Genomic DNA, 21,342 nt, shown 5'->3' on the forward strand with positions numbered 1-21,342 from the left:
GCAGCACCGGGGTGATCAGCGACTGGAGCATCGCGAAGATCCCACGACCCGCCGAGATCCGACGATGCGCACCGCAAGCGGGAGCCCCGCGCAGATCTCGACCAGCCGACGCGCCCCCGAGGGGTCGGCCGCGACCCGATCCGCTCCGACCGTCGCGCTCAACAGTTTCAGTGCCTGCCCGGGCGGTAGCGCGTCGAGGGTCAGGACTGCGGCTCCCGGCAGATCGGCGAGCAGCCGGCGACTCGTGACCACTGTGAGACAGCCTGCGCCTGCCGGGATCAGCGGTCGCACCTGGGCCGCGTCGATGGCATCATCGAACAGAACGAGAAGCCGTCGGTCGGCGACCGCCGACCGGAAGCGTGCGGACAACTCGTCGAGCGTGCCCCGCCGTTCCTCAGCGTCTCGGCCGACCGCCCGAAGCAACCGGATCAGCGCTTCCTGTGGTTGCACGGGCGTGGCACTGGCCCCGCCCAGTTCGACGTACAACTGGCCGTCCGGGAAGTGCTCACGTACCCCATGGGCGTACGACAGGGCCAGCGCCGACTTTCCGGTGCCCCCCGCCGCGCAGATAGCGACGACCTGGGCTCCCGCCCCGACCAGCTCCTCGACAGCAGCCAGCTCCGCCTCGCGGCCGACGAGTTGGGGGGCGACCGGAAGTTCACTCGGCGGCGCCGGGTTGTCCGCGGGCGGGGGAACCGGTGCCGCCGAAGGCTGGCTGGTCTGTCCCAGCCGGTGCTGCCACAGGGCGAGACCGACCGCGGTCAGGGTCAGGACGACGACCGTGGGCCAGGCCAGCCATCCGTACGCCGCGACCGGCTCGGGCAGTTCACCGCCGGTCGCGACGTTGACCACGACAGCCAGCACGACTGAGAGCAGACTCGATACGGTCACCAGCAATAGCGCCGCATGCCGGCCAGGAACACCGTTTCCGTTCCCGGCGAGACGACGCGGGCTACCACGGCCTCTGACGCCACTCAACCGAGAGCCACCCTCGCCGCGTCGAGGAACGCCAGGCGGTTCGCTTCGAGACGGTCCCGGACGCTCTCCCCGTCCGGCAGCCCCTCCCAGACGACGAGGTTGAGATCGAGGAAGTAGGCCCGCGCCGCCTCATGCACCGCGAGCGGGAACGTCAACCGGATCAGCCGCTCCGAGACCCAGACCCGGTTCATCACAGCCTGCGTCGCAACGAGCCACTCGTCGCCGACCGACCAGCTCGTCGGACGGGTGAACGCGCACCGCTCCGCCTCAGCCGTCACCTCGATGAACCTCTCAAGCTGGGCGAGCCGTTCCACGCGACGGCTCTCCGCCTGAGCAACACCCCGCCGCCGTTCCTCGGCCCGCTCCGCCGAGCGCTGGGTCTGATGCTGCACCCCGAAGGACAGGACACCGCCGAGGGCCACACCACCCAGCGAGACCATCGACACCCAGATATCGCTCGGCATGCGGCCATGATGCCAGTCCTGCTCCACGCGGAAGTGCCCTCGTGAAGGGCACAGCCGAGGTGAGGGACCCCGCGTCAGCACAGTCACCGACACTGACCTTGCCTGGGCCTCCCCCACACGCCTTGCGCACGAGGGTGCCTCTTTGTCGAACCCCAGCGCTCGTACGCTCTGCCATCGACCCGCCTCTGGGAAGCAGGCGAACGCCCGGTCCGCCAACGTCCGCGGACCTCGGCGCGGTGACCGTGACGCCACGCTCCACCAAGGAGCCTGATCGGCATCAGTAACGACCCCGTTTCGGTGCGGTCGATGTCAGAACGACCTTCGCACCGCCGCAACACCGCAGGCCGCCAGGAACGCGACCGCGATCAGTCCGATCCGCAGCCAGGGCACATCCCGGCTCGGCCGTACGCCGATCGACACCGCCAACGCCAACTGCGCCAGCAGGGCCAGGCAGATGATGATGCTGAGCGACCGGTAGGTGTTTCCGAATTCGGACCAGAACACCCAGGTGCCGTAGATGGTCGGGACCGCAAACAGCAGGCTCAGGCCGATCAACGGGACGGCCAGCCTCCATCGCATGCTGGCGCTCACCGCTGTTCCTCCCGGCCCTCGGTCGCGGGACTGTCCAGAGCCTCCACCTCAACGGTCAGCTCTGCGCCCGCCTCACGAAGCTGCCGCGCCTGACGTTCCCATTCGATGCGCTCGTCCCGCGAGAGGGCGTCGCGCTCGTTGAGCGATGCCGTGAAGGCATCGTCCAGCGCCCGGCCGTGCCAGGAGAACGTCGCCGCCGTGCGCAGGTCAGCATCACCGCTGAGGACGGCGCGGGCCAGGGAACCCAATGGGTCGTTGCCGGCGCGGCTTTTGGCGAGTGTCGTCAGGACCGCGCGAGCCAGCGGCTGGCGATGGATGTCGTCGGTCATGGCCTATCCCTGCTGTCCGGGGTGCTGATAGGGCTGGAGGTCGGGAAGAGCGGCGACGGCCGCGCCAGCCTGAATCATGCCAATGGCGCCGGCGATGCCCTTGAAGGTGGCCTCGGCATTACCGTAGAAGGTCGAAATCTCTTTGTAGAGGTCGTACGCCTGCCAGGCGTAGTAGGCCGCCACGCCGTATCCTACGACCGGCCCGATACCCGTCTCGATCGTCGCCGTGCCGACGGCCGAGGCCAGGTTGACGACGATCAGGACGTCGATGAGCTTGGTGATCAGGCCACTGACCACGTCGAAGAGATGCTTGGCAGCTTCGGCAGCCTTGGTGTAGAGCTCGGCGTACTGATCGCACGCCGGGTGCAGGGCCGCGGCCGCGCTACCGAGCTTGAGCTGGAACTCCTGCTCAGCCTCCGCAGCCTGGCCGCGCCAAACCTCCGGGACGTCCGCAGTGGTGGTGACGAGGTTGCGGCCGACTTCGAGCAGCGCGTTGCCGATGATCCGCCAGGCCGCAGCGCAGTGGATATAGGCGTCCCAGTCGCCGCTGAGCTGCTTGCTCCAGTCCTCAAAGGGGTCGTGCCCGAACAACCACACGCTGACCTGGCGCAGCCAGGCAGCAGGGCTGATCAGATCCGCGAGAGGGTTGATCTTCCACATCTCGACGGCGGTCGCGTAGTTGGGCGGCACGAGCTTACTGGTCGGCTCGGTGACATCAGCGAACGGAGAGCGAGGAGCGGTGGGCCACAGGTCGGGACGGCCAGTGCTGAGCGCGCCCCACATCGCCGCCGGGTCTTTCGCGCCCGGATAGGTCTGGTCGAGCCGGCTTGCCGACTCCGCGTCGGATCTGGCGTAGGCAAGCTGGGCCGCGTTGATCTCAGTGGCGGCGCCTCGGCTCACCATCTCCAACCGCTGCAGGCCCTGCGTCATCCGGTTGTACGTCACTCTGTGCGGACTGGCGAAGATGACCAGCAGACCTTCTTCGGCGAAAGACAGGTCGCAATGCCGCTTGACGTACGCGAGCGTGTCGGTGACGTCGTTCGATGCCCGGTGGAGCACGTTATACAGCCCGTCCAGGCCGGCAGGATCTACGTAGAAGCCGCTCATGTTCCCCCGTTGAACGTCGTTCGGCTCTTTCGCGAATACGAACCGTACTCGTCTGTGATCAACAGCGTCAACGGGTTCCTCGGCGGACAGTCATCCGCCCGACACGAGACGTCATCCGTAGTGCGGCAGGAGCGGGCGTTGTCTGCGATAGGCAGGCCGCCCTGACGATCAGGACCGGTTCACGCCGACGGCGGCGCGGAGGTCCCGCCGGGCGGCGGACCGTAACCGCCTGGAGCGGGCGGCGTCGAAGGAGCGGTCCATTTCGCCGAGTTAGCGTCGCCAGCATGACTGTGCAGATCACCGCCAGGCAGTTCCACGAGGCCGACGGTGTCGAGGACTGGCGGTCCCTCTACCACCTGCTCTCGGCCCATTTCCGGACTGATTCGCTGACTGAAGGCATCGCGCTCGTCGATGAGATCGGTCAGCTCGCCAGCGAAGACGAGCAGCGGCACCTCAGTGTCGACCTGCGCCACGCCGGCGTCACAGTGTCCCTGTCTCGGCGCGACATCGAGCTCGCCCGGCAAATCTCGGCCGCCGCCAGGGCGCTGAACATTCCCGCCGACCCGACCGCCGTACAGCTCATCAACGTCACCCTCGACGTGCTCGTCAGCGCGAAGGTGCTGCCATTCTGGCGGGCGCTGCTCGGTTACCGCGAGATCAGCGACACCTACCTGGCCGACCCTGCACGCCGCGGACCAGGCTTCGGGTTACAGAAGATGGAGGCAGCGCGTCCACAGCGCAACCGCATGCACCTCGATATCGCCGTCCCGCACGATCAAGCCGAGGCCCGCATTGCCGCCGCCCTGGCCGCGGGCGGCCACCTCGTCTCCGAGGCGCACGCGCCGATGTGGTGGGTACTGGCTGACGCCGAGGGCAACGAGGCGTGCGTCGCAACCTGGGTCGGCCGCGAATAGGGCTGCTTGCGGTTGGAACGGTTCTCTGCGGAGGGGCCGGGATTCGGGGCGTAGCCCTGCGGTTTAGGGGTCACGTCTTCCGTCATCGCGGCCGGCTGGGGCCGGCGCGACCTGCTTGCGGACCACCTTGACGCCGCTAGCGCACGATTCGGCAGACATGCCCTGCTAACCCATGCCATCTGGTAGAGGAGCACGAGGCTTTCAGGCTGAGGCCGTCCGAGCGCCATCGTCGGCCCGTGTTGACCGTTGTCTCGGGCACGGACCGGGCACAAGACGGTATTGCCGGCTCTTTGCTGCGCCCACCGTTGTCGTGATCGGCGATATGCGAGTACATCAGTACGTCTACTTCTCGTTGCGATCAGAGAACATGTTCCGGTCTCCGCGCCAGCCGCCGGGTGTGTTGCGTGGCCGCCAGCGGAGCGACGGCCGCGCGCCCAGGTGGCGGCGCGTGCGGCCCATTCAGGGCCACCCTGAAGACGTACAAAAGGTTCTCACCACTTCGCCGGCAGCCGTGTCGTACTCCGGTTGATGCGTTACAGGTTGACTTCGCTTGATGCGTTACACGATCCCCGACCCGCTGGCTACCGTCTGTGAAGCCCTGGTCGAAGGCCCTCAATCGCCGGCCGGCCGCTAAGCGACGAGACTCTTGGCCATGATGTGCTCCCGACGCACGCCGTCGGGCATGAGGTCGCCGAGCTCACGCGTGTCACGGAAGCCGTTCCGCTGGTACAGCGCCCAGGCGTTCTGGTTGCCCTCCACCACGGCCAGGCGCAGCGTCTCCGCGCCCACGAGCCGAGCCCACTGCTCGACCGCCTGCAAAAGGTGGTCGCCCACGCCCCGGCCGCGTCCCAGCGGCGCCACGTACATCGAAATCAGCTCGACGACGCCGTCCTGATCGGTCGGTACCCCGCTGGCCATCCCGACCGGCTGCCCGTCAAGCATCGCCATGATGTTGTACGCGCCAGGGATGGCCAGCCGACCGCGCCAGCGTTCCTCACGGTCGCCCTCGCCCTGCCAGTCCGCCAGCTGAGAACCGAACGCGTACGCCGCCTCCGCCAGCGCAGCAAGCCGCAGCTCCCGCCACATCTTCCAATCGCCCTCGCTCAGCACACGCGTCTCGATCACGCGGGGTAGGGTGCCGCAGGTGTCGCGAGCAGGCAACCCGGTATCCGGTGACGGGGTGTGACGACCAGGCCTATTGACCGACGACCTGTCACCCATCAACTGGAACCCGACATCACCGGCAGCCGGCTGTCCGGTCTCATGACCTGCGTGACACATCGTCAGCAGGACCTGCGTTACGCGCCGCAAGAGCGCGGAAGCGGTCGTCTGAGGGGTCCACACAGGTCAGCCTGTTTCAGGCGCCGATCGGCGGCGTCTGCGCTCCCAACGGGCTTGTCGCTCGGCAAAGGCACGCCGCGCATCAGCCAGGCTGACCGGCCGTTCGGCATAGGCACGCCGGGCCTCCGTCAGACTGAGCGAACCGTTGGACCGCCCCGCACCGTGTCAGCATCCTCGTCATCCTGCCCGTCGTCTTCCCAGCCACAGGCGAAGCAAATCTGGAAGTGACCTCGCCCCTCGAGCGTCGGATGCCGGCAGCACGGACACGCGTACGTTCCGCTACCCGCTTCAGCCACTACAGATCGCAGATTCAACGCCTCGATGTACTGCTCAAACCATCTGGCCGCGACTCACGAGCTCCTCTGCGGACGGTCCCTCCTGCTTACCGGAACGCTCGTCCACACCTTGTGCCTCTCGTTGTCGATCCACGTGAAGTGTCGGGCTCAGCACAGAAAGCCTTCACCTCAGGGAGGTGGTGCCACCGCTCGTATTGCCTGGCTCCGAGCTACGAGGGCACCGGAGCCAGAGAGGTCGCTGCGAGCCATCACCCGCCTCCGCCATCGCCGTCGCCGCTCCCGTCGGCACTGCCACCGTCACTCCTGTGACCGTGGCCGGCAACCCACCAACCGTCGGCGTAGGGGCTGACCCCCGGCCCCTCCAATCGCTTGACCCGCGTTCTGCGCACCGCCACTATTCCGAGCACGGTAGCGACCAGAGCGGCCAGCACGAACAGGACCTCGAACATTTAGTCACGGTACGGTGGCGAATCGGGCACTGCAATCGACAGCACTGGTCCTGACGCCTTCGGTGTGAAGGCCGGCCGCAGAGTTGAGCTGTCCGAACCATCCACCGCAGTCCACGGACATTCGGCCTTGCCCGCGCCCGTCGTCACCCAGTTGGTCATCCAGCCCGAGTATCAGACGTTAGAGCGGAACATAGAGCCGCTGTCCCGCCACCAGCGTGGACGGCCAGCGACACCGGCTCTCAGGGCGCCTCGGCTGTCGTTTCTGGCTGACGCTCTCACCGACCGGCTCACCTACGGTCTGAGCAACCAGTCCGAGAGCACGAAGGCCAAGTACGTCACACACAGTGTGCCGGTGATCGAGGCGTGCTCCCGACGGGGCACCGCTCAGCATCGTGCACCACGCGTGGTCCCCGCCTGGTCCCCAGATGTCGGACGCTGGCGACGGCAGCCCTCGTTTCAGAAAGTGCGGACACGGCCGGAAGACGCGCGCCACCCACCCTCACTTGGCCTGCCGCGCCATGTCGGCAGCCAGTCCAAGAGCTGGCTGCCGTTGACCCGCGCGGGTCAGGCTGGGGTCAGAGATCTGTGCCAGAATCGGCCGATGCCCGTGATTCCAGGCTATGAGGACGACCCCTTGGTCGATGGGGCGTACCTGACAGACGAGCCACTTTTCTGGGCGTGCCACTTGTTGCAATGCACCAACGGCGTCGAAGAGCCGCTGTGTGCGGGCTTCGGGGTCAGCAAGGACGACCTGTTGCAGTTCTTCGAAAGGGTCAGCGCTCAGCACAGGTGGCCAGTGCTCTCAGTCCCGCTCTCGGCAGGGCACGTGCTTCATGTCTTGTACCGCAACCTTCCCGGCGAAGGAGGGTACGACTATCTGCTGCACCGTCCTGACTGGACGGCGACCGTTCCCCTGGCAAGGGTCGAAGGTTGCTTCAGGGGGCCGGGGCTGTGCTGGCCAGAGTTGCTCGCCGTCGCGCATAAGGCGGCCGAAGCCGGGTCGGCGGCGCGCCTTGACCCTCAGACCTTCCTTCTATTGTTGCCGATCATAAGTGACGCGGACCTCCCCGAAGACGCGGACGACGTCCTCGCGGCGATGTTGACCGCCTGCGGCGCCACTGGAGAGACCGGGGCGCTGGCTCGGATACTCCTTGAGGAGCAGAGCTGCTGGGGTCCGCAGCCCTGGACTCTGACCCCAACTGGACGGATCAGCGAGAGTAGGTACGCCTTCCGCCGCCCTGGGGAAATGTCGTCAGACATGCTGGCTCAGGTCAGTTTGCTGCTGGGGCCCGGTGGCAACGCTTGAAACCGCGCTGCTGCGACGGAACTCTGAGGGGCCGGGATTCGGGGTGAAGCCCCGCGGTCTTCGACCGTGTCGTCCCCAAGTGTGGCCGACTGGCCCGGCCCATGCCGGCCGGAGGTCGCCAGCAGGCTGGGGCCGGGCCGGCGCGGTCCGCTTGCGGGCCGCCTAGATATAGTTTTCGGCCAGTCCACCAGCACCACACCGGCGGCGCCGTGGTCCGTCGCGAACCAGGTGCGGCGCGACGTCGAGAGGACAGACTGGCCCTGCGCCGCCCGCAGCGCCGCGTACACGGGTAGGGGTCGAGCTGCAACGCCGGCGTCCCGAAGTCGCGGTCGGCTCAGTCACGCGCGGGCGAGGTCACCGCATCACCACCGCGTCCGGCGCGCCCGCCGGCTCCCGCACGGCGGCGAAGCGCAGCCGGTGGTAGTCGGCGTACCAGCGATCGTCGCGCAGCAACGTCGGCGCGGCCAGCTCGTTGATCCGCGCCAGGACGGCGTCGCGCCGGTCCGGCGGCACATGGCCGATCAGCTCCGCGCCGAACATGGCGACCCAGTCGGCGACGCCGCCCGGACAATCCGTCAACTCGGTGGGGCGGTCGAAGTAGTCCATCCGCAGCACCTGGAAGCCGTGTGCCTCCAACAGGGTGGCGTACTGCCCTGGACTCGGGAAGTACCAGGGCATCCGGGCGCCCTCGGTCAGGCCCAGTTCGGCCAACGCGGCGCGGACGGCGGCGAGGATCCCGGCCACATTGTGCGCACCGCCGAGTTCGGCGACGAACCGCCCACCCGGACGCAGCGCACGACGGACGGCGGCGACGACCTCCGCCGGACGGGTCATCCAGTGCAGCGCGGCGTTGGAGAACACCGCGTCGACCTGCTCGTCGATCAGGAAGTCGTGGCCGTCCGCGAGCAGCACGTCCGATCCCAGCCGGGCGGTGGCCGAGGCGACCATGGCGGGGTCGCCGTCGACCGCGATCACCCGCGCGCCGCGCGCCGCGATCGTGGCGGCCAGCTCACCGGTGCCGCACCCCAGGTCGAGGACTGTCTCGCCGGGCACCGGAGCGAGCAGCTCGACGACACCGCCGGCCAGCGCAGATACGTAGCCGAACTGACGGTCGTAGCGGTCGGCGTCCCATCCGGGGGCGGAGCAGAACTCGGGGACGGAGTGCTGTGTCATCGTGTCACCCTCGATCAATCTGTTGGAGCATGAGTTTCCGTGGTGCCGCCGGCGAGCGCCAGGCCGGTTGCGTCACGCACGGCTCGATCCGCCGGATGGCCGCGCCGGTAACCGTCACCACCGGAGAGCTGCAGCGCCTCGTCGGCAACCTCGGCCAGCACCGCGGTGGCCAGGTGTTTGCCGGCGGCCGCCCAGCCGTCAGGGCAGGCGCCTTTCGTGGTTTCCGGTGCTTCCGCTATGTGTGGTGTGCGAAGAGCGGGCTACTCGGGCCGGTCGCGGGGGCGTGCAGTTCTGCTGCTCATTGGGACGTGGCTGGTTTTGGTGTGGTGCGTACGTGTGCGCGTTCGCCTTGTCTGCCGATGAGGCTGAGGAACTCGACGGGCCCGGCGCTGGTGGCGCCGAACCAGTGGGGGGTGCGGGTGTCGAACTCGGCGGCTTCTCCGGGTTGCAGGGTGAGGTTGTCGTCGCCGAGGACCAGGCGCAGGGTGCCGTTGAGGACGTAGACCCAGTCGTAGCCCTCATGGGTGCGCAGGTCGGGTACGCGGTTGTCGTCGCCTGCGGGCAGGACGAACTTGTAGGCCTGGATGCCTCCCGGCCTGCGGGTCAGGGGCAGGATGGTGGATCCGTCGCCAGCGGCGATGGGGCGCAAGTTGATCCGAGGATCACCGGTCAGCGGCGCGTCGACGAGTTCGTCGATGGTAACGCTGTGGGCGCGGGCGAGCGGGAGCAGCTGTTCGAGCGTCGGGCGCCGCAGGCCCGCTTCGAGCCGCGACAGCGTGCTGACGGAGATTCCAGTCTCCTCGGCCAGGTCAGTGAGGGTGATGTTGCGGCGCTGCCGCAGCTGCCTCAGCCGCGGGCCGACCGCGTCGAGGGTGCGGTCCAGGTTGTCGTCCACAACCCCATTTTGCCATTCGGCAAGGAACTTTGCAGATTTTCGCCAGCCAGCTCAGGATCAAGTCACCGGCGAAGGTAGTGAAGGGGGAAGGGCAGATGGTGGAGCAGGCAGAGACCGTGCGGGACGTGGTCGTGGTCGGTGGCGGTGCTGCCGGGTTGAGCGCGGCGTTGATCCTGGCGCGTTCGCGGCGGCGAGTGACGGTCCTGGACGCTGGCGCACCCCGCAACGCGCCGGCGCAGGCCGTGCACGGCCTGCTGGCTCTCGACGGACTGAGCCCGCTGGAGCTCCTCAGACGCGGCCGCGATGAAGTCACCGGCTACGGCGGCGAGATCATCTCTGCGGAGGTTGCTGACGTGGTGAGCACGTCGCTGGGGTTCGCGGTGACGACACGTGACGGTGCTGTGCTGCACGCGCGCCGGTTGCTGATAGCCACCGGCCTGGTTGACGAGATGCCGGACATCACCGGATTGCGGCAGCGGTGGGGCCGCGATGTGCTGCACTGCCCGTACTGCCACGGCTGGGAGGTCCGCGACCACGCGATCGGTGTGCTCGCTACGGGGCTGATGTCGGTGCACCAGGCGCTGCTGTTTCGGCAGTTGAGCGATGACGTGCGGTACTTCAGCGGCGACCAGGAACTCAGCGATCAGGACCGGGCGAAACTCGACGCGCTCGGCATCCCGGTGATCGCTGGCGGCGTCGCCGGGCTGGAGATCGTCGACGACCGGCTGACCGGGGTCCGTCTCGACGACGACGAGGTCGTACCGGTCGAGACCGTGGCGGTGGCGCCGCGGATGGTCGCCCGAGCAGAGGTTTTCGCCGGTATCGGCATCACCGCGACGCAACACCCGGTGGGTTCCTTCATCGCCGCTGATGAGACCGGCCGGACCTCGGTGCCCGGGGTATGGGCGGCCGGTAACGCCACCGACCTGTCCGCCCAGGTCGGTGCGGCCGCCGCGGGCGGCGCCCGCGCCGCAGCCCACCTCAACGCCGACCTCGTCGCCGAGGACACCGACCGGGCGGTCGCCCGGCTGACAAACGAGGAGAACCTCCGATGACGCACAGCTTCGACAAGGACTACTGGCAACAGCACTGGCAGCAGACCCACGGCGACAAGGCCGGCTCCATGGCCGGCAACCCACCCAACCCCTACCTCGCCCAGGAGACCGCCGGCCTGGCACCGGGCACCGCCCTGGACGCCGGGTGCGGCGCCGGCGCCGAGGCGATCTGGCTCGCCTCCCACGGCTGGCAGCTCACCGCCGCCGACATCTCCGCCGACGCCCTCGCCCGCGCCGCCGACCGCGCCACCGCCGGCGGGCAAGCGGAGTCCATCCGGTGGGTGGAGGCGGACCTGACCGTCTGGGAACCGGGCATGCGCTTCGACCTGGTCACCACCCACTACGCGCACCCCGCGATGCCCCAACTGGCCTTCTACCAGCGCATCTCCGACTGGGTGGCGCCCGGCGGCACCCTGCTGATCGTCGGCCACCTGCACACCGGCCACGGGCACGGGCACGGGCATCAGCATCCCGCCGAGGCGACGGTCACCCTCGCCGACATCACCGCCGTCCTGAATACGGCCGACTGGAAGATCGTCACCGCCGAGGAGCACCGGCGCCCGGTGCCCGGGCCCGGCGGCCAGACGGTCTCGCTGCACGACGTCGTCGTGCGCGCCACCCGCCGCCCCTGAACCACTTTCTCTGCGACGCCGGGACCGAGGTCCACCCCGGCGCCGTACCCCATCGCGCCCTTTTGGAAGGAACCCCGCGCATGCCTGCCCTCGACAGTTCCCCGAGCGTGAGCGTCCCCGACGCGACGATTCACGACCCGCGCCAGCGTCGCGCGATCCTGATCGCGGTGTGTATCGCCCTGATGGCGGTCATCGCCTCGGTCTCCGGGCTCAACGTCGCCCAGCCGCAGGTCGCCGTCGCGTTCGACGCCTCGCAGAGCACCGTCCTGTGGATGATCAACATCTACACCCTCAGCCTGGCCGCGCTGCTGCTCCCGCTCGGCGCCCTCGGCGACCGGGTGGGCCGCAAGCCGATCCTGCTCGCCGGCCTCGCCCTGTTCGGCGTCGCCAGCGCGGCGGCGGGCCTGGCCACCTCATCCGAGATGATGATCGCCGCCCGACTGCTCGCCGGCGTCGGCGCCGCCATGATCATGCCGGTCACCCTGGCCGTCATCACCTCGACGTTCCCCGACACGGAACGCTCCAAAGCCATCGGTGTGTGGACCGGCGTCGCCGGCGGCGGCGGCATCCTCGGCATGTACCTGTCCGCGGTCCTCGTCGACTGGGCGAACTGGCGGTGGCTGTTCCTACTACCGGTCGTGCTCGTGGCCGCGGCCACCGTCACGGCCCTGCGAGCCGTCCCGAACTCCCGCGAGACGTCGCAGCACAGCTTCGACATGGTCGGGTCCCTGACGTCGGTGATCGCCGTGGTCGCGCTCATCTACGTCCTGCACGAAGGCCCGGTCCACGGCTGGACCTCGCCCGTCACCGTGGCCAGCCTGCTCGTCGGCATCGTCGCCGCCATCGGGTTCGTGGCCTGGGAACTACGCCGGGCAGCACCCCTGCTCGACGTGCGCCTGTTCCGCGACCGGCGCCTCGCCAGCGGCTCGCTGGCACTGCTGGCACTGTTCGGCGTCCAAGCCGGGATCTTCGTCGTGCTGTTCCCCTACTTCCAGGCCGTTCTCGGCTGGTCCGGACTGCGCTCCACCCTCGCGCTCATGCCCATGGCAGCGATGATGATGCTCGCCTCCGGACTCGCCCCCCGAGTGGCCGCCCGAGCCGGAGCTCGCGCGACGATGGCAGCCGGAATCCTGCTCGGCGGCGCCGGCCTGGCGCTGATGGCCACCCTCGTCTCCGTCAACGGCGGCTACCTCGCCATCCTGCCCGGCATGCTCGCCATGGGACTCGGCATGGGCCTGACCCAGACCCCCTCCACCGAGGCCATCACCTCCGCCCTGCCCCGCGAACGTCAAGGCGTCGCGTCCGCCCTCAACGACGTCACCCGAGAATTCGGCACCGCCCTCGGCGTCGCCCTGCTCGGAGCCGTCCTGACCGCCGGCTACCGCAACGCCATCAACGGTCGCCTCGAGACCATCCCGGGCGACACCGCTGACACCGCCCGCGAAGGCATCGCCAACGCCATCGCCACGGCCGACGCCGCCGGCACCCGGGCACCCGCACTCATCCGCGCCGCCCAGGAATCGTTCGTCGACGGCTGGCAACAAGCCATGTGGGCGGGAGTCGCCGTCATGACGATCCTGTTCGTCTACGTCCTGGCCCGGGGCCCTCAACGAACCGCGCCGATCACACCGGCAACCGCACCGAACTCGGCCAGCGACGCCACCATCCCCGGGTAGCACCGGCCTGGCACACGCCGCGATCCTGCAGCCAGACTCAGTCCCGCTCGTCCCCCCGCTCCTCACGGGCCCTCCCCCGGTCAGCTGCTAACCGCGCTGGCCGGGGGCCAGCCGCAGCGGCCGGTAGCCGTCGTGTCGAGCTGAGCGAGCTCGCCGTCGATGTCGACGGAGTGGGGGCCGTAGAAGTGCACGTTCTCGTGGTGAGTCGGCCAGATGTGCGCCAGGGCCTCGTCATCGACGTCGCGGCTGTCCCGACTCAGGGCGTAGCGGGCAACCCTGCGCGGCACAGTTCAAGAGCGTCTCGAGCACCGCGCAGGGCTGCGATCACATTGGGCGAGGGGCGCACGTGCACTTCAGGAAAGTCGAGACCGGCCGATCCGTTGGTGATCGGGTAGGCCAGTTGCTCACGCCCGAGGCGGAATTGAGCGTCGATGCCAGCGCGGTTGCCGCGCGGGTCCTGGCGATGCCAGCCGCCGGCCAGGTATACGGCAACGAGGCCGTGCAGGAAAGGCTCTCCACCGTCGGTCAGTTGTTGGTAGCACAACCCGGCCGGAACGCCGGCGGCCCGGGCCACGGCCACCAGCAGGTGCGACTTGGCATAGCAGAGGCCGACGCCAGCGCTGAGCACCTCGCCAGCGGTGACAGTGATCCGCGGATCCTGGGCGTCCACGGAGTGCCGGATCCGGTCACGAACCCATGCGAAGGCGGCCCGCGTGAAGTCGACGTCGTCCGGATGCGCCGCGCGTAGTTCACCAGCTAACGCCCGCACTGCCGGATGGTCCACCTCGACGACCATGTCACTGCCCAGGTAATCCATCGGTTCGCCCGCGACCAGTTGCATAGCTGTCCCCTCCCCGCCGCTTGTCCAGTCGGGTTCGAGGCTGCTCCTTCGCGCCATGCCCCATCGCGTTACGGTGACGGCGCCATCTCACCGCAGCCACGCTTAGCCTGCCACCCTCATTCCCGGGCACAGCTACGGCAACGCGCACTGATCGCCCGCTTGTCGCGCGCTGCCAAGTATTACGACAGCCGGATGAAGCGATTGCCAGTCGTGCCGACCTGTTCTGGCTTGGTCAGGTCCAGGCATGGTCGAGGGCCAGTGCGAGCCGCCTGGCCCACTGCTCGGCGGTGCCCGTAATTCCGGCGTACTCGTCGGTGAAGTTGGACCAGTCGACCTCCCAGGACAGCACGGTCTCGGCCCCGAAGGTATCGGCTTCAGCGCCGAGTTCCGGTCGCATGAGCTGGCGGACGAGGGATTGGTCGACAGTGGTGTGTTCGGCAAGCAGGACTGCGTCGTAGAGGTCCTTGCCTTGCGGGTACATGTCGGTGGCCAGCCACAGCAGCTTCCACGCCAGGGCCAGCGAGGCGGGCGCGGCCAGTAACGGCTTGTCGACGTCAGGCAGGATCAGCATCTCTGGTGGGAGAGGAAGTTGTTCGCCGAAGACGATATCGATCTGTGCGTGGCCGGGCGGTGCCTCCGGGGTACTGAACGGGATGAGCAGGCGGCGTCCGTCCGCCCGTTCGTAGGTCCAGATGGCGGACTCGGTGATCCGGTCTGGCTGCACACCGGCACCCGCTGCGGTTCGGATCGCGGTCTTGATGTCATCGAGCAGCGTGCGGGCGTCGACGCTGTCGCTGGTGATGGTGTGTGGGGTGACGACGAAGTCGAGGTCGCCCGGCTCGCGGGCGGCGTCGCCGACCCAAGCCGCCATGGTGACGCTGCCGCGCAGAACCAGATGCTGACCTGAGGAAGTTGCGGCGATGGCCGCCAAGACGTGATGCATGGCGGCGCGTCGGGCTTTGGTCCACAGCTGGCCGGTGGCCGCCGCAAGGAAGTCGGGCTCACCGGCACGGTAGGCGTTCGCGTACTGCTTAAGGGCCGGGTCGAACGCCGCCCGCTGGCGCACGGCCGAGCCGGCGGACAGTGGCTGGTAGGTCGGCGGGTAGTCCGGCGAGCCGGCCGGCGCGGACCTCATCCTGTTCTCGCGCTCCAGCGTCCACCTGCTGGGGCCCGGCTTGGGCGAGTCCAGCCAACCCTCGTCGTAATGGAGGTGGCTGTCGAAGACGACGTACTCCTGCTCCACCGTCGTGGGCTCGTGGCCCGCGACCCGGAGGGTCTCGACAAGCTCATCTAGCCTCTGCTTGGCCGCGGCGAGCCCGACACCGTGACATCGCTGGTTGACAAACCGCTCCTGCGCACCGTCGGCAAACTGCCGGCGGGCGTTGCGGGACAGCCGCGCCCCGTGCGGCGCGACCAGATCGGTCAGAGCCATCAGATCCGCCACCGCCGCACTCGGTAGCAGCAGTTTGACGTGATGTTCGAAATACCGGCCACCCGGCTCGGCTGCCGCCTGCTCATCCGATTGCGGTACGCCTGCACACCATGGCGCTGCCTCGATCTTCGAACGGCACGGGTGTATCCCCGCCTCACGCAACTCGTGTTGCCAACGCTGCACCGCGCCCTGCTGCTCGGTCAGCGTGCCTCGCCCGTTCAGGCTGAGCATCGGTTGAGAGGCGTACGCGCCACGGTCGAGCACAATATGGACGAACTTCACACCATGCTCGGTGGCGAACGCCCGCAGCTTCTCGGCCTGAGAAGCGTAAGCCGTAATGTGGATCTCGAAATCCCCCGATACCTCAAGCATCGGCGGAGTTTATGGCACGACCCTCAGGCCGAATAACTCGATTACCCGATGCGGCAGGGCAGAGCCTTCCCGGAGCGTGTTCAGGCGTCACCACTGACCCTCACGCCAGAGACGAGGCTCGACGCCTGCACACCGAACCCGACTGCGGGCCGACGCTCGCCATCGGCTGCTGCTGCGAGCTCGGCTGCGAAGGCCGGATTGAGGTACGGGAAGCGGTTCGCCAGCCTTCACATCAGCGCCTGGCCGAGTCAGACCCCGGCGGGAGGTACCCGTCAACATGATCTCTGCGTCTAGCCATCTTCGATGGGTTACCGAGCACGCGATCGCGAGCTGGCGGTCGAACTCGCCCTCGAACTGCTGGCCACTGGCCGGGTACGCGGAATTCCCCCCGATCATCGACCGGCAGAGCTCGAGCGACGGCTTGGCCGACCGTTCCAGGAGGGGATCTTGGACGTCTCCGGCAACCTGCTGCGGAGCTGGGGCCTTCTCGAGGCGTACTACGAACGAGAGCACCAAGACAGTCCCTGGCGGCACCCTGCTGATGGGTCATGGCAGCCTGGGACGACGTCCTGCCCACGATCTGCTGATGGAGAGGGCTCAGCCACAGTACAAACTTCTCAGCAAGAAACTTGCCAAGCGCAGATGCTGACGCCGACCGTACGACCACAGCCCACTACATCGCCTTTGCACAACGCTGCCCGCCTACCGCAGGGACGGGGTTCGTGTCGGTGGGAGTACATGATCCGTTGCTCACCACCGCTGACGCTCAGCGCCACTCAGAAGTTCGCGTAAGCCTAGTACGGCAGTGACAGTTCGTTATCTGGCCGTTGAGGGGTCAGTCGACGAGTCCGTTGGCTCGTGCTTTCCACAGCTCTTGCCGTGCTTGTCTGGTGTCGAGTTTTTCCAGTCCTTTGGCGGCCCAATACCGGAGTGACTCGTCGCCGTCGTGCAGTTGTTCGGTGAGTACCGGTAGCGCTTGGGGTGAGCGGGCTTCGCCCACGAGTTCGAGCAGCCAGCAGCGCAAGCCGTGGTCGTGTCGTTCCTGAGCGAACTCGGCGATGAGTTCGTCGATGTGGTCGGCGGCGTGGGGCAGCAGGAGGTGGAAGCCATCTTCCTTGGTCTGCGGGTCATGGCGGCGCATGAGCTGCATGGCCTGTTGGAACCGCTTCGTCACGCCGTTGAGGCTAGCTGGTTGAGCGGCATCGGGGGTGCCGGCACTATCGGCGGTGGCTGGGTGAACCGGATGGCGTGTTGATCCCGGACGAGACCGGGCTCTTGAAGAAGGAAACCCAGTCCGTCGCCGTTCCACGGTCGCCTGCGCCGGCCGTGTCATTCGCGCACCACAGGGCCCTTGTCCGCGTGATCCGGGTCGCTACCCATCTGACCCTCCGCCGCGTGGTCCCCGATCATCGGGTGGCGGTGCAGGATGATCCCTTCCAGCACACTCACTCCGGCGACCACGGCAAACAGGGTCGCCAGGGCGGCCAGGGCCGGCGCCAGGTGTGCTAGCGGCAGCAGAATCAGGCAGAGCACGCTCGCGCCGATCCGTCGTCGTGCGATTTGTCGGTGGATCCGCCAGTGGGTGTAGGCAAAGGTGCCGAGGAAGAGCGCAGCGCCACCGAAGAGCACGGTCCCCTCGCTGGCCCGAGGCGGCTCGAGGGGCTCGGTCACTGCCTCGGACAGTCCGACGGCCACCGTGATGATCGCGAAGCTGAACAGCAAGTGACCGTAGATCATGACGGAGCGGCGGATGTCTGCCTGCTGAGCGGCCCGGGCCACCGCTTGCCGGAAAGCCCGGACACCGTAGATGAAATACACCCACCAAAGCGCGCAGACCAGCGAGTAGGAGAGGCATACAGCAACCAACCGGGCGAGGGTCAACGGCTCGTCCACGGCTACCATCCCGACCTGGATTACCGACTCGCCGAGCACCAGAATGATCAGCAGCCCGTAGCGGTGTGTGTAGTGCAGCGGCCGGACGCGGACCTTGTCGAGCGTCCGTCGGGTGAGCGTGGTGATGGACAGATCGGCGAGAATCGCAATCGACCAGAGCACTATTCGCGTCGTACCGTGCAGCAGGCCTCCCGCCAGTTGCAGCGGACCAGCCACCAGACCCGACCCGTAAGGGCGAAAGACCGGGGACCGCCAGCCGCCCGGGGTGCGCAAGGCCAATGCCGCCAGCAGTACCCGCATCGCCAGGTAAACACCGACGAACAGCAGGCCTCGATCATCGAAGGCACCGGGGACTGTCAGGGCCAGTAGCAGACTGCCGAGCCCGAGAGCGAAGACGCCAGCCCGGTCCAGCGCGTTGCCGACGTCGCGTTGGTCGGTGTAGATCGTGGTGCCAACCCAGGCCCAATAGATGGTTACGAACAGCAGCAGTACCCGGCCGATGCCCGCCCAACTGTGATCTTCGTGCAACATGTGGGAGAACTGGGTGAGTGCGAACACGAAGGCCAGGTCGAAGAAGAGCTCTTCCCAGATGACCCCCTTCTCGGGAGGCGTGGTCGGCACTCCGACAGCATATCGACGATCAAGCCGGAAATTTCCGGCTTCACCACAAGCGTCAGGCGTCAATCAGGGGACCGATCCGTTAACTCACCTCGGACTGGCGACTCCGAACTCGGTCTTGAGCTGCGGGAAAGCGCGGACCTGTGCAGACACCACCTAACAGTGTGGCTTGTCGCCGGCCGGCGACCGAGCTGAGAGCCACCAGGGCGGCGGCGATTGCACCCGTCGTTCGCCCGAGGTGGCACCTGGCTGTCACCTGACAACGTCCGCCGTCAGTGGCGTGAAGTTCGCGCCGACACTGACCTCGCCTGGGTCACCCCCACACGCCTTCCGTAAGACAGTGGCCACCTCAAGGAGGAGTCCGACACGAAGAGCGCCGCAGCACAGCTCGGACAATCCAGCGAGGAGGCCACCGCCACGTATTACATCTCGAAATCCGCCCAAGCGCCGGACGTCCCGGGCATCCTCGAGTGACTCGGCACCGATCACGGGAAGCGGCCCAGTCCCGCACCTGCGGCGCCAGCCCTTCTTCGCAACCTCACCTGACGGTGCGCTCTCGATGCTGTCCCGCAACTACCAGTGCAGGAGAGCAATTCGTCCAGCCATGCCATCGGCGCTCATGCCCCGCACGGGGGAACGTCCAGCGAAACCAGCCGTCAGCGAGTGCGTGGGGTGGGGACTCGGCACGGTCCCGGTCGGTCATGCCGTCGTCAAGACGCCCGCCGACGCCTGTCCGTCAGGGTCGTCGCCGGTCGCGTCGCCCCGGCCCGGTCACGGCCGACGCCCCGCCACCGGTGTCGACAGGCATCGCCCTGCCGGGCCGCGCCTGCCCGGTCTGGCTGCCTGTGGTGTACGGCGGGCGGGACCGGATCGGCCGGGCATCTCAGAGCCGCCCGGGTCCACGGTCGGGTAGCCCTTGCCGCCGGAGGCGAAGGGGTGTCCAGGCACTCCCGGGCGGCGACCTGTCGCTCAATACACGATCATGATCTCGTGAGTAAAGACTTCAAGATCGGCGATGAGACTTTGTGGAACCCTTCCAACGGCGTCGCCGACCTCTTCGTCCGTACCGCCGATGCTCTTGCCCAGGCGGAAGGCGTGTCGACCGGTATTGAGCCGATGCTGATCCGCGACGAATACTGGATCGACGCTGACGAATTCACCGCGTTCGTCGACGTGCTCGTCCGCCGCTACATAGGATCCCGGCATCCGATTCTCCGGTCATTGATCGAGGGGTTCACGGCCACCGCGCTCGTCATCGTCGAACGTGCCGGCCGTGACATCGGCCCGTTGAGCAACCCGTCGCCGCCTGATTGGCGGGACGTCTCGGTTGGTACTACCGGCCTGGCCGCGCCCGGTGATGCTGAGCGCCTCCGGGAGCTTCGGCAGGAAAGCGCCCGGGCCATGCCGTACTGATCACCGGTTGCCGAATTGGGGCTGAGCCCTGGTTGGCCGTCGTCATCGGTGCGGCACTGGCGTCCCGGCTCGACGGCGCGCCCCGTCGGGTGAGGCCACCGAAGCAATCGCCCTACCGCTGGGGCCGTCCCGAGATTCGGCCGCTGGTGACCTCGACGCCGCCGACCAGGTGACGTGGCTCGCCCAGGTAGCCCGCGCGATTGAAACCCCTATGGCCGCAAAGACCGTCACGCGCGCACGCCACATCCGAAGCGTTGTCTCTTGATACGCAGTCGTCCGAGAGGTAGAACCCCACGGTGTCCGCACTCGTTGACCTGCCTGCCAACAGCACCTCCCAAGTGGCACGGGTCGTCACCGAAGCATGTGCACCGGCCGTCTTCGCAGCCCTGATGCCACTGATCATCGCCCTGCACAGCACCGCCCCCGCCGTGATGACCGGCCTCGGCTGGGCACTGCTCGCCATACTGTTCTGCTCCGTCGTCCCGTACGCCGTCATCTGGGTCGGAGTACGACGGGGACGGCTGACCGACCACCACATCGGCGTACGCGAGCAGCGCCGCAGGCCCCTGGTCTACGGACTACTGTCCGTCCTCGTCGGTCTCGCCGTGCTCGTCCTCGCCGGCGCGCCTCGACCGCTCGTCGCCATGGTCGTGGTGATGTTCGCCGTGCTGCTCATCGTCACCGCGATCAACCAGGCATGGAAGCTCAGTGCACACGCCGCGGTCGCCAGCGGCTCGGTGTGCGTACTGATCATCGTCTTCGGGCCGGCGCTGATCCCATCGCTGGCGATCGTCGTTCTGGTGGGCTGGTCCCGCGTGCGGCTGGGTGATCACACGATTGGGCAGGTTGTCGCAGGCGCTCTGGCCGGCATCCTCATCGCTGTGCCGACGTTCGTCCTCCGCGCGTGAATCGACGGGGATTCCAGCGGATCGTCGGCAGTTGGCGCCCCGCCACGCTCAGTGCCGCAGGGCAGTCAACCATCGGGCGGATCGTGGCTACTGCGCTGGTGCGGGCCGTTCCGGTGACGCTGCGGCGAAGCGACACCCGGCAATGGCTTCCACCCGTTCCAACAGCGGCGGATGCAGCTCATCCGCGTAGGGCCCGATGACGGTGATCTCCACCGTCGGTCCACCTTGGACGTGGTGGCCCGGGGCTTCTTCGTAAGTCGCGCCGCCGGCGGGGCTGACATCGTTCGCGGTGCGCCCCGTGAGCTTGCGCTAAGGGCGCGGGGTCCTCGATCAGCGGCCCGTTGGGGTCGGCTCCTGGTTGGCGGCGCGACCGGCCTGTGAGGCGGGCAGGCCTTGACAGCTCGACAGCGCACCAACTACGGACGGGGCCGGGCACCGGTGGACGCGTCGCGGGTTGCACCGAGACGATCCCACGCCGCGTCCGGCAGGTCGGCGGCCCATTCGACGATCTCCACAACGCGGCTCGATCCCGAAATCACCGCCGCGATCACGATCGCGAGCAGACGTGGACCAGAACCGCTGCTCCGCCAGCGGTGGCACCGGCAGCAGCAACGACCCGTTCTGCACGATCTCCGCGGCGGCGGCCGTCGTCCAACCGG

Annotated in this window: 23 protein-coding genes and 1 pseudogene; 8 read left to right on the top strand and 16 right to left on the bottom strand. The window is 67.9% G+C overall.

The features are described from left to right. Positions 1–15: 15 nt before the first annotated feature. From ACWCO3_RS12150 to ACWCO3_RS12170, 5 genes are all read right to left on the bottom strand, one after another. Complete coding sequence (locus tag ACWCO3_RS12150; RefSeq protein ID WP_450009870.1) at positions 16–864, bottom strand: NB-ARC domain-containing protein; 849 nt, start codon at positions 862–864, stop codon at positions 16–18. A 110-nt stretch (positions 865–974) separates the two neighbouring features. Then, positions 975–1,469, bottom strand: a complete 495-nt coding sequence (locus tag ACWCO3_RS12155) for a hypothetical protein (protein WP_358074284.1) — start codon at positions 1,467–1,469, stop codon at positions 975–977. Between the two features lie 282 nt (positions 1,470–1,751). Next, positions 1,752–2,033 carry a hypothetical protein gene (locus ACWCO3_RS12160; RefSeq protein ID WP_450009873.1) on the bottom strand — a complete coding sequence of 94 codons (282 nt, stop codon included), beginning with the start codon at positions 2,031–2,033 and terminating at the stop codon, positions 1,752–1,754. After that, positions 2,030–2,362 (bottom strand): hypothetical protein, encoded by a 333-nt coding sequence (locus ACWCO3_RS12165; protein WP_358163167.1) that lies wholly within the window; start codon positions 2,360–2,362, stop codon positions 2,030–2,032. Before ACWCO3_RS12165 ends, ACWCO3_RS12160 begins: the two co-directional genes overlap by 4 nt. 3 nt (positions 2,363–2,365) lie before the next feature. After that, on the bottom strand, positions 2,366–3,469 hold the full coding sequence (locus ACWCO3_RS12170) for a hypothetical protein (protein WP_145783387.1): 1,104 nt from the start codon (positions 3,467–3,469) through the stop codon (positions 2,366–2,368). Positions 3,470–3,753: 284 nt separating this feature from the next. Here ACWCO3_RS12170 and ACWCO3_RS12175 point away from each other — a divergent pair, with 284 nt between their 5' ends. Next, on the top strand, positions 3,754–4,383 hold the full coding sequence (locus tag ACWCO3_RS12175) for a VOC family protein (protein WP_450009875.1): 630 nt from the start codon (positions 3,754–3,756) through the stop codon (positions 4,381–4,383). Positions 4,384–5,013: 630 nt separating this feature from the next. Here ACWCO3_RS12175 and ACWCO3_RS12180 read toward each other — a convergent pair. Beyond that, positions 5,014–5,508: a GNAT family N-acetyltransferase gene (locus ACWCO3_RS12180; RefSeq protein WP_145783393.1), complete on the bottom strand. Its 495-nt coding sequence runs from the start codon at positions 5,506–5,508 to the stop codon at positions 5,014–5,016. Positions 5,509–5,852: 344 nt separating this feature from the next. Further along, complete coding sequence (locus ACWCO3_RS12185; protein WP_450009877.1) at positions 5,853–6,020, bottom strand: CPCC family cysteine-rich protein; 168 nt, start codon at positions 6,018–6,020, stop codon at positions 5,853–5,855. Between the two features lie 1,050 nt (positions 6,021–7,070). Between ACWCO3_RS12185 and ACWCO3_RS12190 the strand changes: the two genes are divergently transcribed. Next, positions 7,071–7,775, top strand: coding sequence for a hypothetical protein (locus tag ACWCO3_RS12190; protein ID WP_450009879.1), 705 nt, complete (start codon positions 7,071–7,073; stop codon positions 7,773–7,775). A gap of 354 nt (positions 7,776–8,129) precedes the next feature. Here the strand turns inward: ACWCO3_RS12190 and ACWCO3_RS12195 are convergent, their stop codons facing one another. The 3 genes from ACWCO3_RS12195 to ACWCO3_RS12205 are packed head-to-tail and all read right to left on the bottom strand — an operon-like array spanning position 8,130 to position 9,843. After that, complete coding sequence (locus ACWCO3_RS12195) at positions 8,130–8,948, bottom strand: class I SAM-dependent methyltransferase (protein WP_357936898.1); 819 nt, start codon at positions 8,946–8,948, stop codon at positions 8,130–8,132. A 14-nt stretch (positions 8,949–8,962) separates the two neighbouring features. After that, a complete protein-coding gene (locus ACWCO3_RS12200) occupies positions 8,963–9,187 on the bottom strand; it encodes an acyl-CoA dehydrogenase family protein (RefSeq protein WP_450009896.1) in 225 nt (74 codons plus the stop codon). 59 nt (positions 9,188–9,246) lie between these two features. Further along, positions 9,247–9,843 (bottom strand): helix-turn-helix domain-containing protein, encoded by a 597-nt coding sequence (locus tag ACWCO3_RS12205; protein ID WP_358053374.1) that lies wholly within the window; start codon positions 9,841–9,843, stop codon positions 9,247–9,249. Between the two features lie 95 nt (positions 9,844–9,938). Here ACWCO3_RS12205 and ACWCO3_RS12210 point away from each other — a divergent pair, with 95 nt between their 5' ends. From ACWCO3_RS12210 to ACWCO3_RS12220, 3 genes are all read left to right on the top strand, one after another. Then, positions 9,939–10,898: an NAD(P)/FAD-dependent oxidoreductase gene (locus ACWCO3_RS12210; protein WP_450009882.1), complete on the top strand. Its 960-nt coding sequence runs from the start codon at positions 9,939–9,941 to the stop codon at positions 10,896–10,898. Then, positions 10,895–11,530, top strand: coding sequence for a class I SAM-dependent methyltransferase (locus tag ACWCO3_RS12215; protein ID WP_450009884.1), 636 nt, complete (start codon positions 10,895–10,897; stop codon positions 11,528–11,530). The genes ACWCO3_RS12210 and ACWCO3_RS12215 overlap by 4 nt, the downstream gene beginning before the upstream one ends. An 80-nt stretch (positions 11,531–11,610) precedes the next feature. Further along, positions 11,611–13,206, top strand: a complete 1,596-nt coding sequence (locus tag ACWCO3_RS12220; protein WP_450009886.1) for an MFS transporter — start codon at positions 11,611–11,613, stop codon at positions 13,204–13,206. Positions 13,207–13,286: 80 nt separating this feature from the next. On the opposite strand, the gene ACWCO3_RS12225 is transcribed toward ACWCO3_RS12220, so the two are convergent. From ACWCO3_RS12225 to ACWCO3_RS12245, 5 genes are all read right to left on the bottom strand, one after another. After that, positions 13,287–13,493 (bottom strand): hypothetical protein, encoded by a 207-nt coding sequence (locus ACWCO3_RS12225; RefSeq protein WP_358053365.1) that lies wholly within the window; start codon positions 13,491–13,493, stop codon positions 13,287–13,289. Further along, positions 13,463–14,104, bottom strand: a complete 642-nt coding sequence (locus ACWCO3_RS12230; protein WP_450009888.1) for a transglutaminase-like domain-containing protein — start codon at positions 14,102–14,104, stop codon at positions 13,463–13,465. Before ACWCO3_RS12230 ends, ACWCO3_RS12225 begins: the two co-directional genes overlap by 31 nt. A gap of 175 nt (positions 14,105–14,279) precedes the next feature. Then, entirely contained in the window at positions 14,280–15,851 is a 1,572-nt protein-coding gene (locus tag ACWCO3_RS12235; protein WP_450009890.1) for a nucleotidyl transferase AbiEii/AbiGii toxin family protein, read from the bottom strand. 835 nt (positions 15,852–16,686) lie between these two features. Beyond that, positions 16,687–17,025 carry a HEAT repeat domain-containing protein gene (locus ACWCO3_RS12240; protein ID WP_357936891.1) on the bottom strand — a complete coding sequence of 113 codons (339 nt, stop codon included), beginning with the start codon at positions 17,023–17,025 and terminating at the stop codon, positions 16,687–16,689. A 155-nt stretch (positions 17,026–17,180) separates the two neighbouring features. Next, positions 17,181–18,365: a low temperature requirement protein A gene (locus ACWCO3_RS12245; protein ID WP_167524871.1), complete on the bottom strand. Its 1,185-nt coding sequence runs from the start codon at positions 18,363–18,365 to the stop codon at positions 17,181–17,183. Positions 18,366–18,593: 228 nt separating this feature from the next. On the opposite strand from ACWCO3_RS12245, the pseudogene ACWCO3_RS12250 reads away from it, so the two are divergent. The 3 genes and pseudogenes from ACWCO3_RS12250 to ACWCO3_RS12260 all read left to right on the top strand — a co-directional run. Beyond that, positions 18,594–18,836 (top strand): annotated as a pseudogene (locus tag ACWCO3_RS12250) (hypothetical protein); the annotation flags it as partial. 516 nt (positions 18,837–19,352) lie between these two features. Further along, positions 19,353–19,775: a DUF6086 family protein gene (locus ACWCO3_RS12255; RefSeq protein WP_450009892.1), complete on the top strand. Its 423-nt coding sequence runs from the start codon at positions 19,353–19,355 to the stop codon at positions 19,773–19,775. A gap of 296 nt (positions 19,776–20,071) precedes the next feature. Then, complete coding sequence (locus tag ACWCO3_RS12260) at positions 20,072–20,683, top strand: hypothetical protein (RefSeq protein WP_450009894.1); 612 nt, start codon at positions 20,072–20,074, stop codon at positions 20,681–20,683. Between the two features lie 87 nt (positions 20,684–20,770). Here the strand turns inward: ACWCO3_RS12260 and ACWCO3_RS12265 are convergent, their stop codons facing one another. Beyond that, on the bottom strand, positions 20,771–20,896 hold the full coding sequence (locus ACWCO3_RS12265; protein WP_280116493.1) for a hypothetical protein: 126 nt from the start codon (positions 20,894–20,896) through the stop codon (positions 20,771–20,773). Positions 20,897–21,342: the final 446 nt, after the last annotated feature.

Source organism: Micromonospora sp. NPDC002411, from assembly GCF_053592955.1.

Excerpts from the sequence above, each read along its gene's own strand:
- ACWCO3_RS12230 (WP_450009888.1), bottom strand. The coding sequence starts at position 14,104 with ATGGCGCGAAGGAGCAGCCTCGAACCCGACTGGACAAGCGGCGGGGAG.
- ACWCO3_RS12235 (WP_450009890.1), bottom strand. The coding sequence starts at position 15,851 with ATGCTTGAGGTATCGGGGGATTTCGAGATCCACATTACGGCTTACGCT.
- ACWCO3_RS12170 (WP_145783387.1), bottom strand. The coding sequence starts at position 3,469 with ATGAGCGGCTTCTACGTAGATCCTGCCGGCCTGGACGGGCTGTATAAC.
- ACWCO3_RS12175 (WP_450009875.1), top strand. The coding sequence starts at position 3,754 with ATGACTGTGCAGATCACCGCCAGGCAGTTCCACGAGGCCGACGGTGTC.
- ACWCO3_RS12215 (WP_450009884.1), top strand. The coding sequence starts at position 10,895 with ATGACGCACAGCTTCGACAAGGACTACTGGCAACAGCACTGGCAGCAG.
- ACWCO3_RS12220 (WP_450009886.1), top strand. The coding sequence starts at position 11,611 with ATGCCTGCCCTCGACAGTTCCCCGAGCGTGAGCGTCCCCGACGCGACG.
- ACWCO3_RS12165 (WP_358163167.1), bottom strand. The coding sequence starts at position 2,362 with ATGACCGACGACATCCATCGCCAGCCGCTGGCTCGCGCGGTCCTGACG.
- ACWCO3_RS12190 (WP_450009879.1), top strand. The coding sequence starts at position 7,071 with ATGCCCGTGATTCCAGGCTATGAGGACGACCCCTTGGTCGATGGGGCG.
- ACWCO3_RS12195 (WP_357936898.1), bottom strand. The coding sequence starts at position 8,948 with ATGACACAGCACTCCGTCCCCGAGTTCTGCTCCGCCCCCGGATGGGAC.
- ACWCO3_RS12210 (WP_450009882.1), top strand. The coding sequence starts at position 9,939 with ATGGTGGAGCAGGCAGAGACCGTGCGGGACGTGGTCGTGGTCGGTGGC.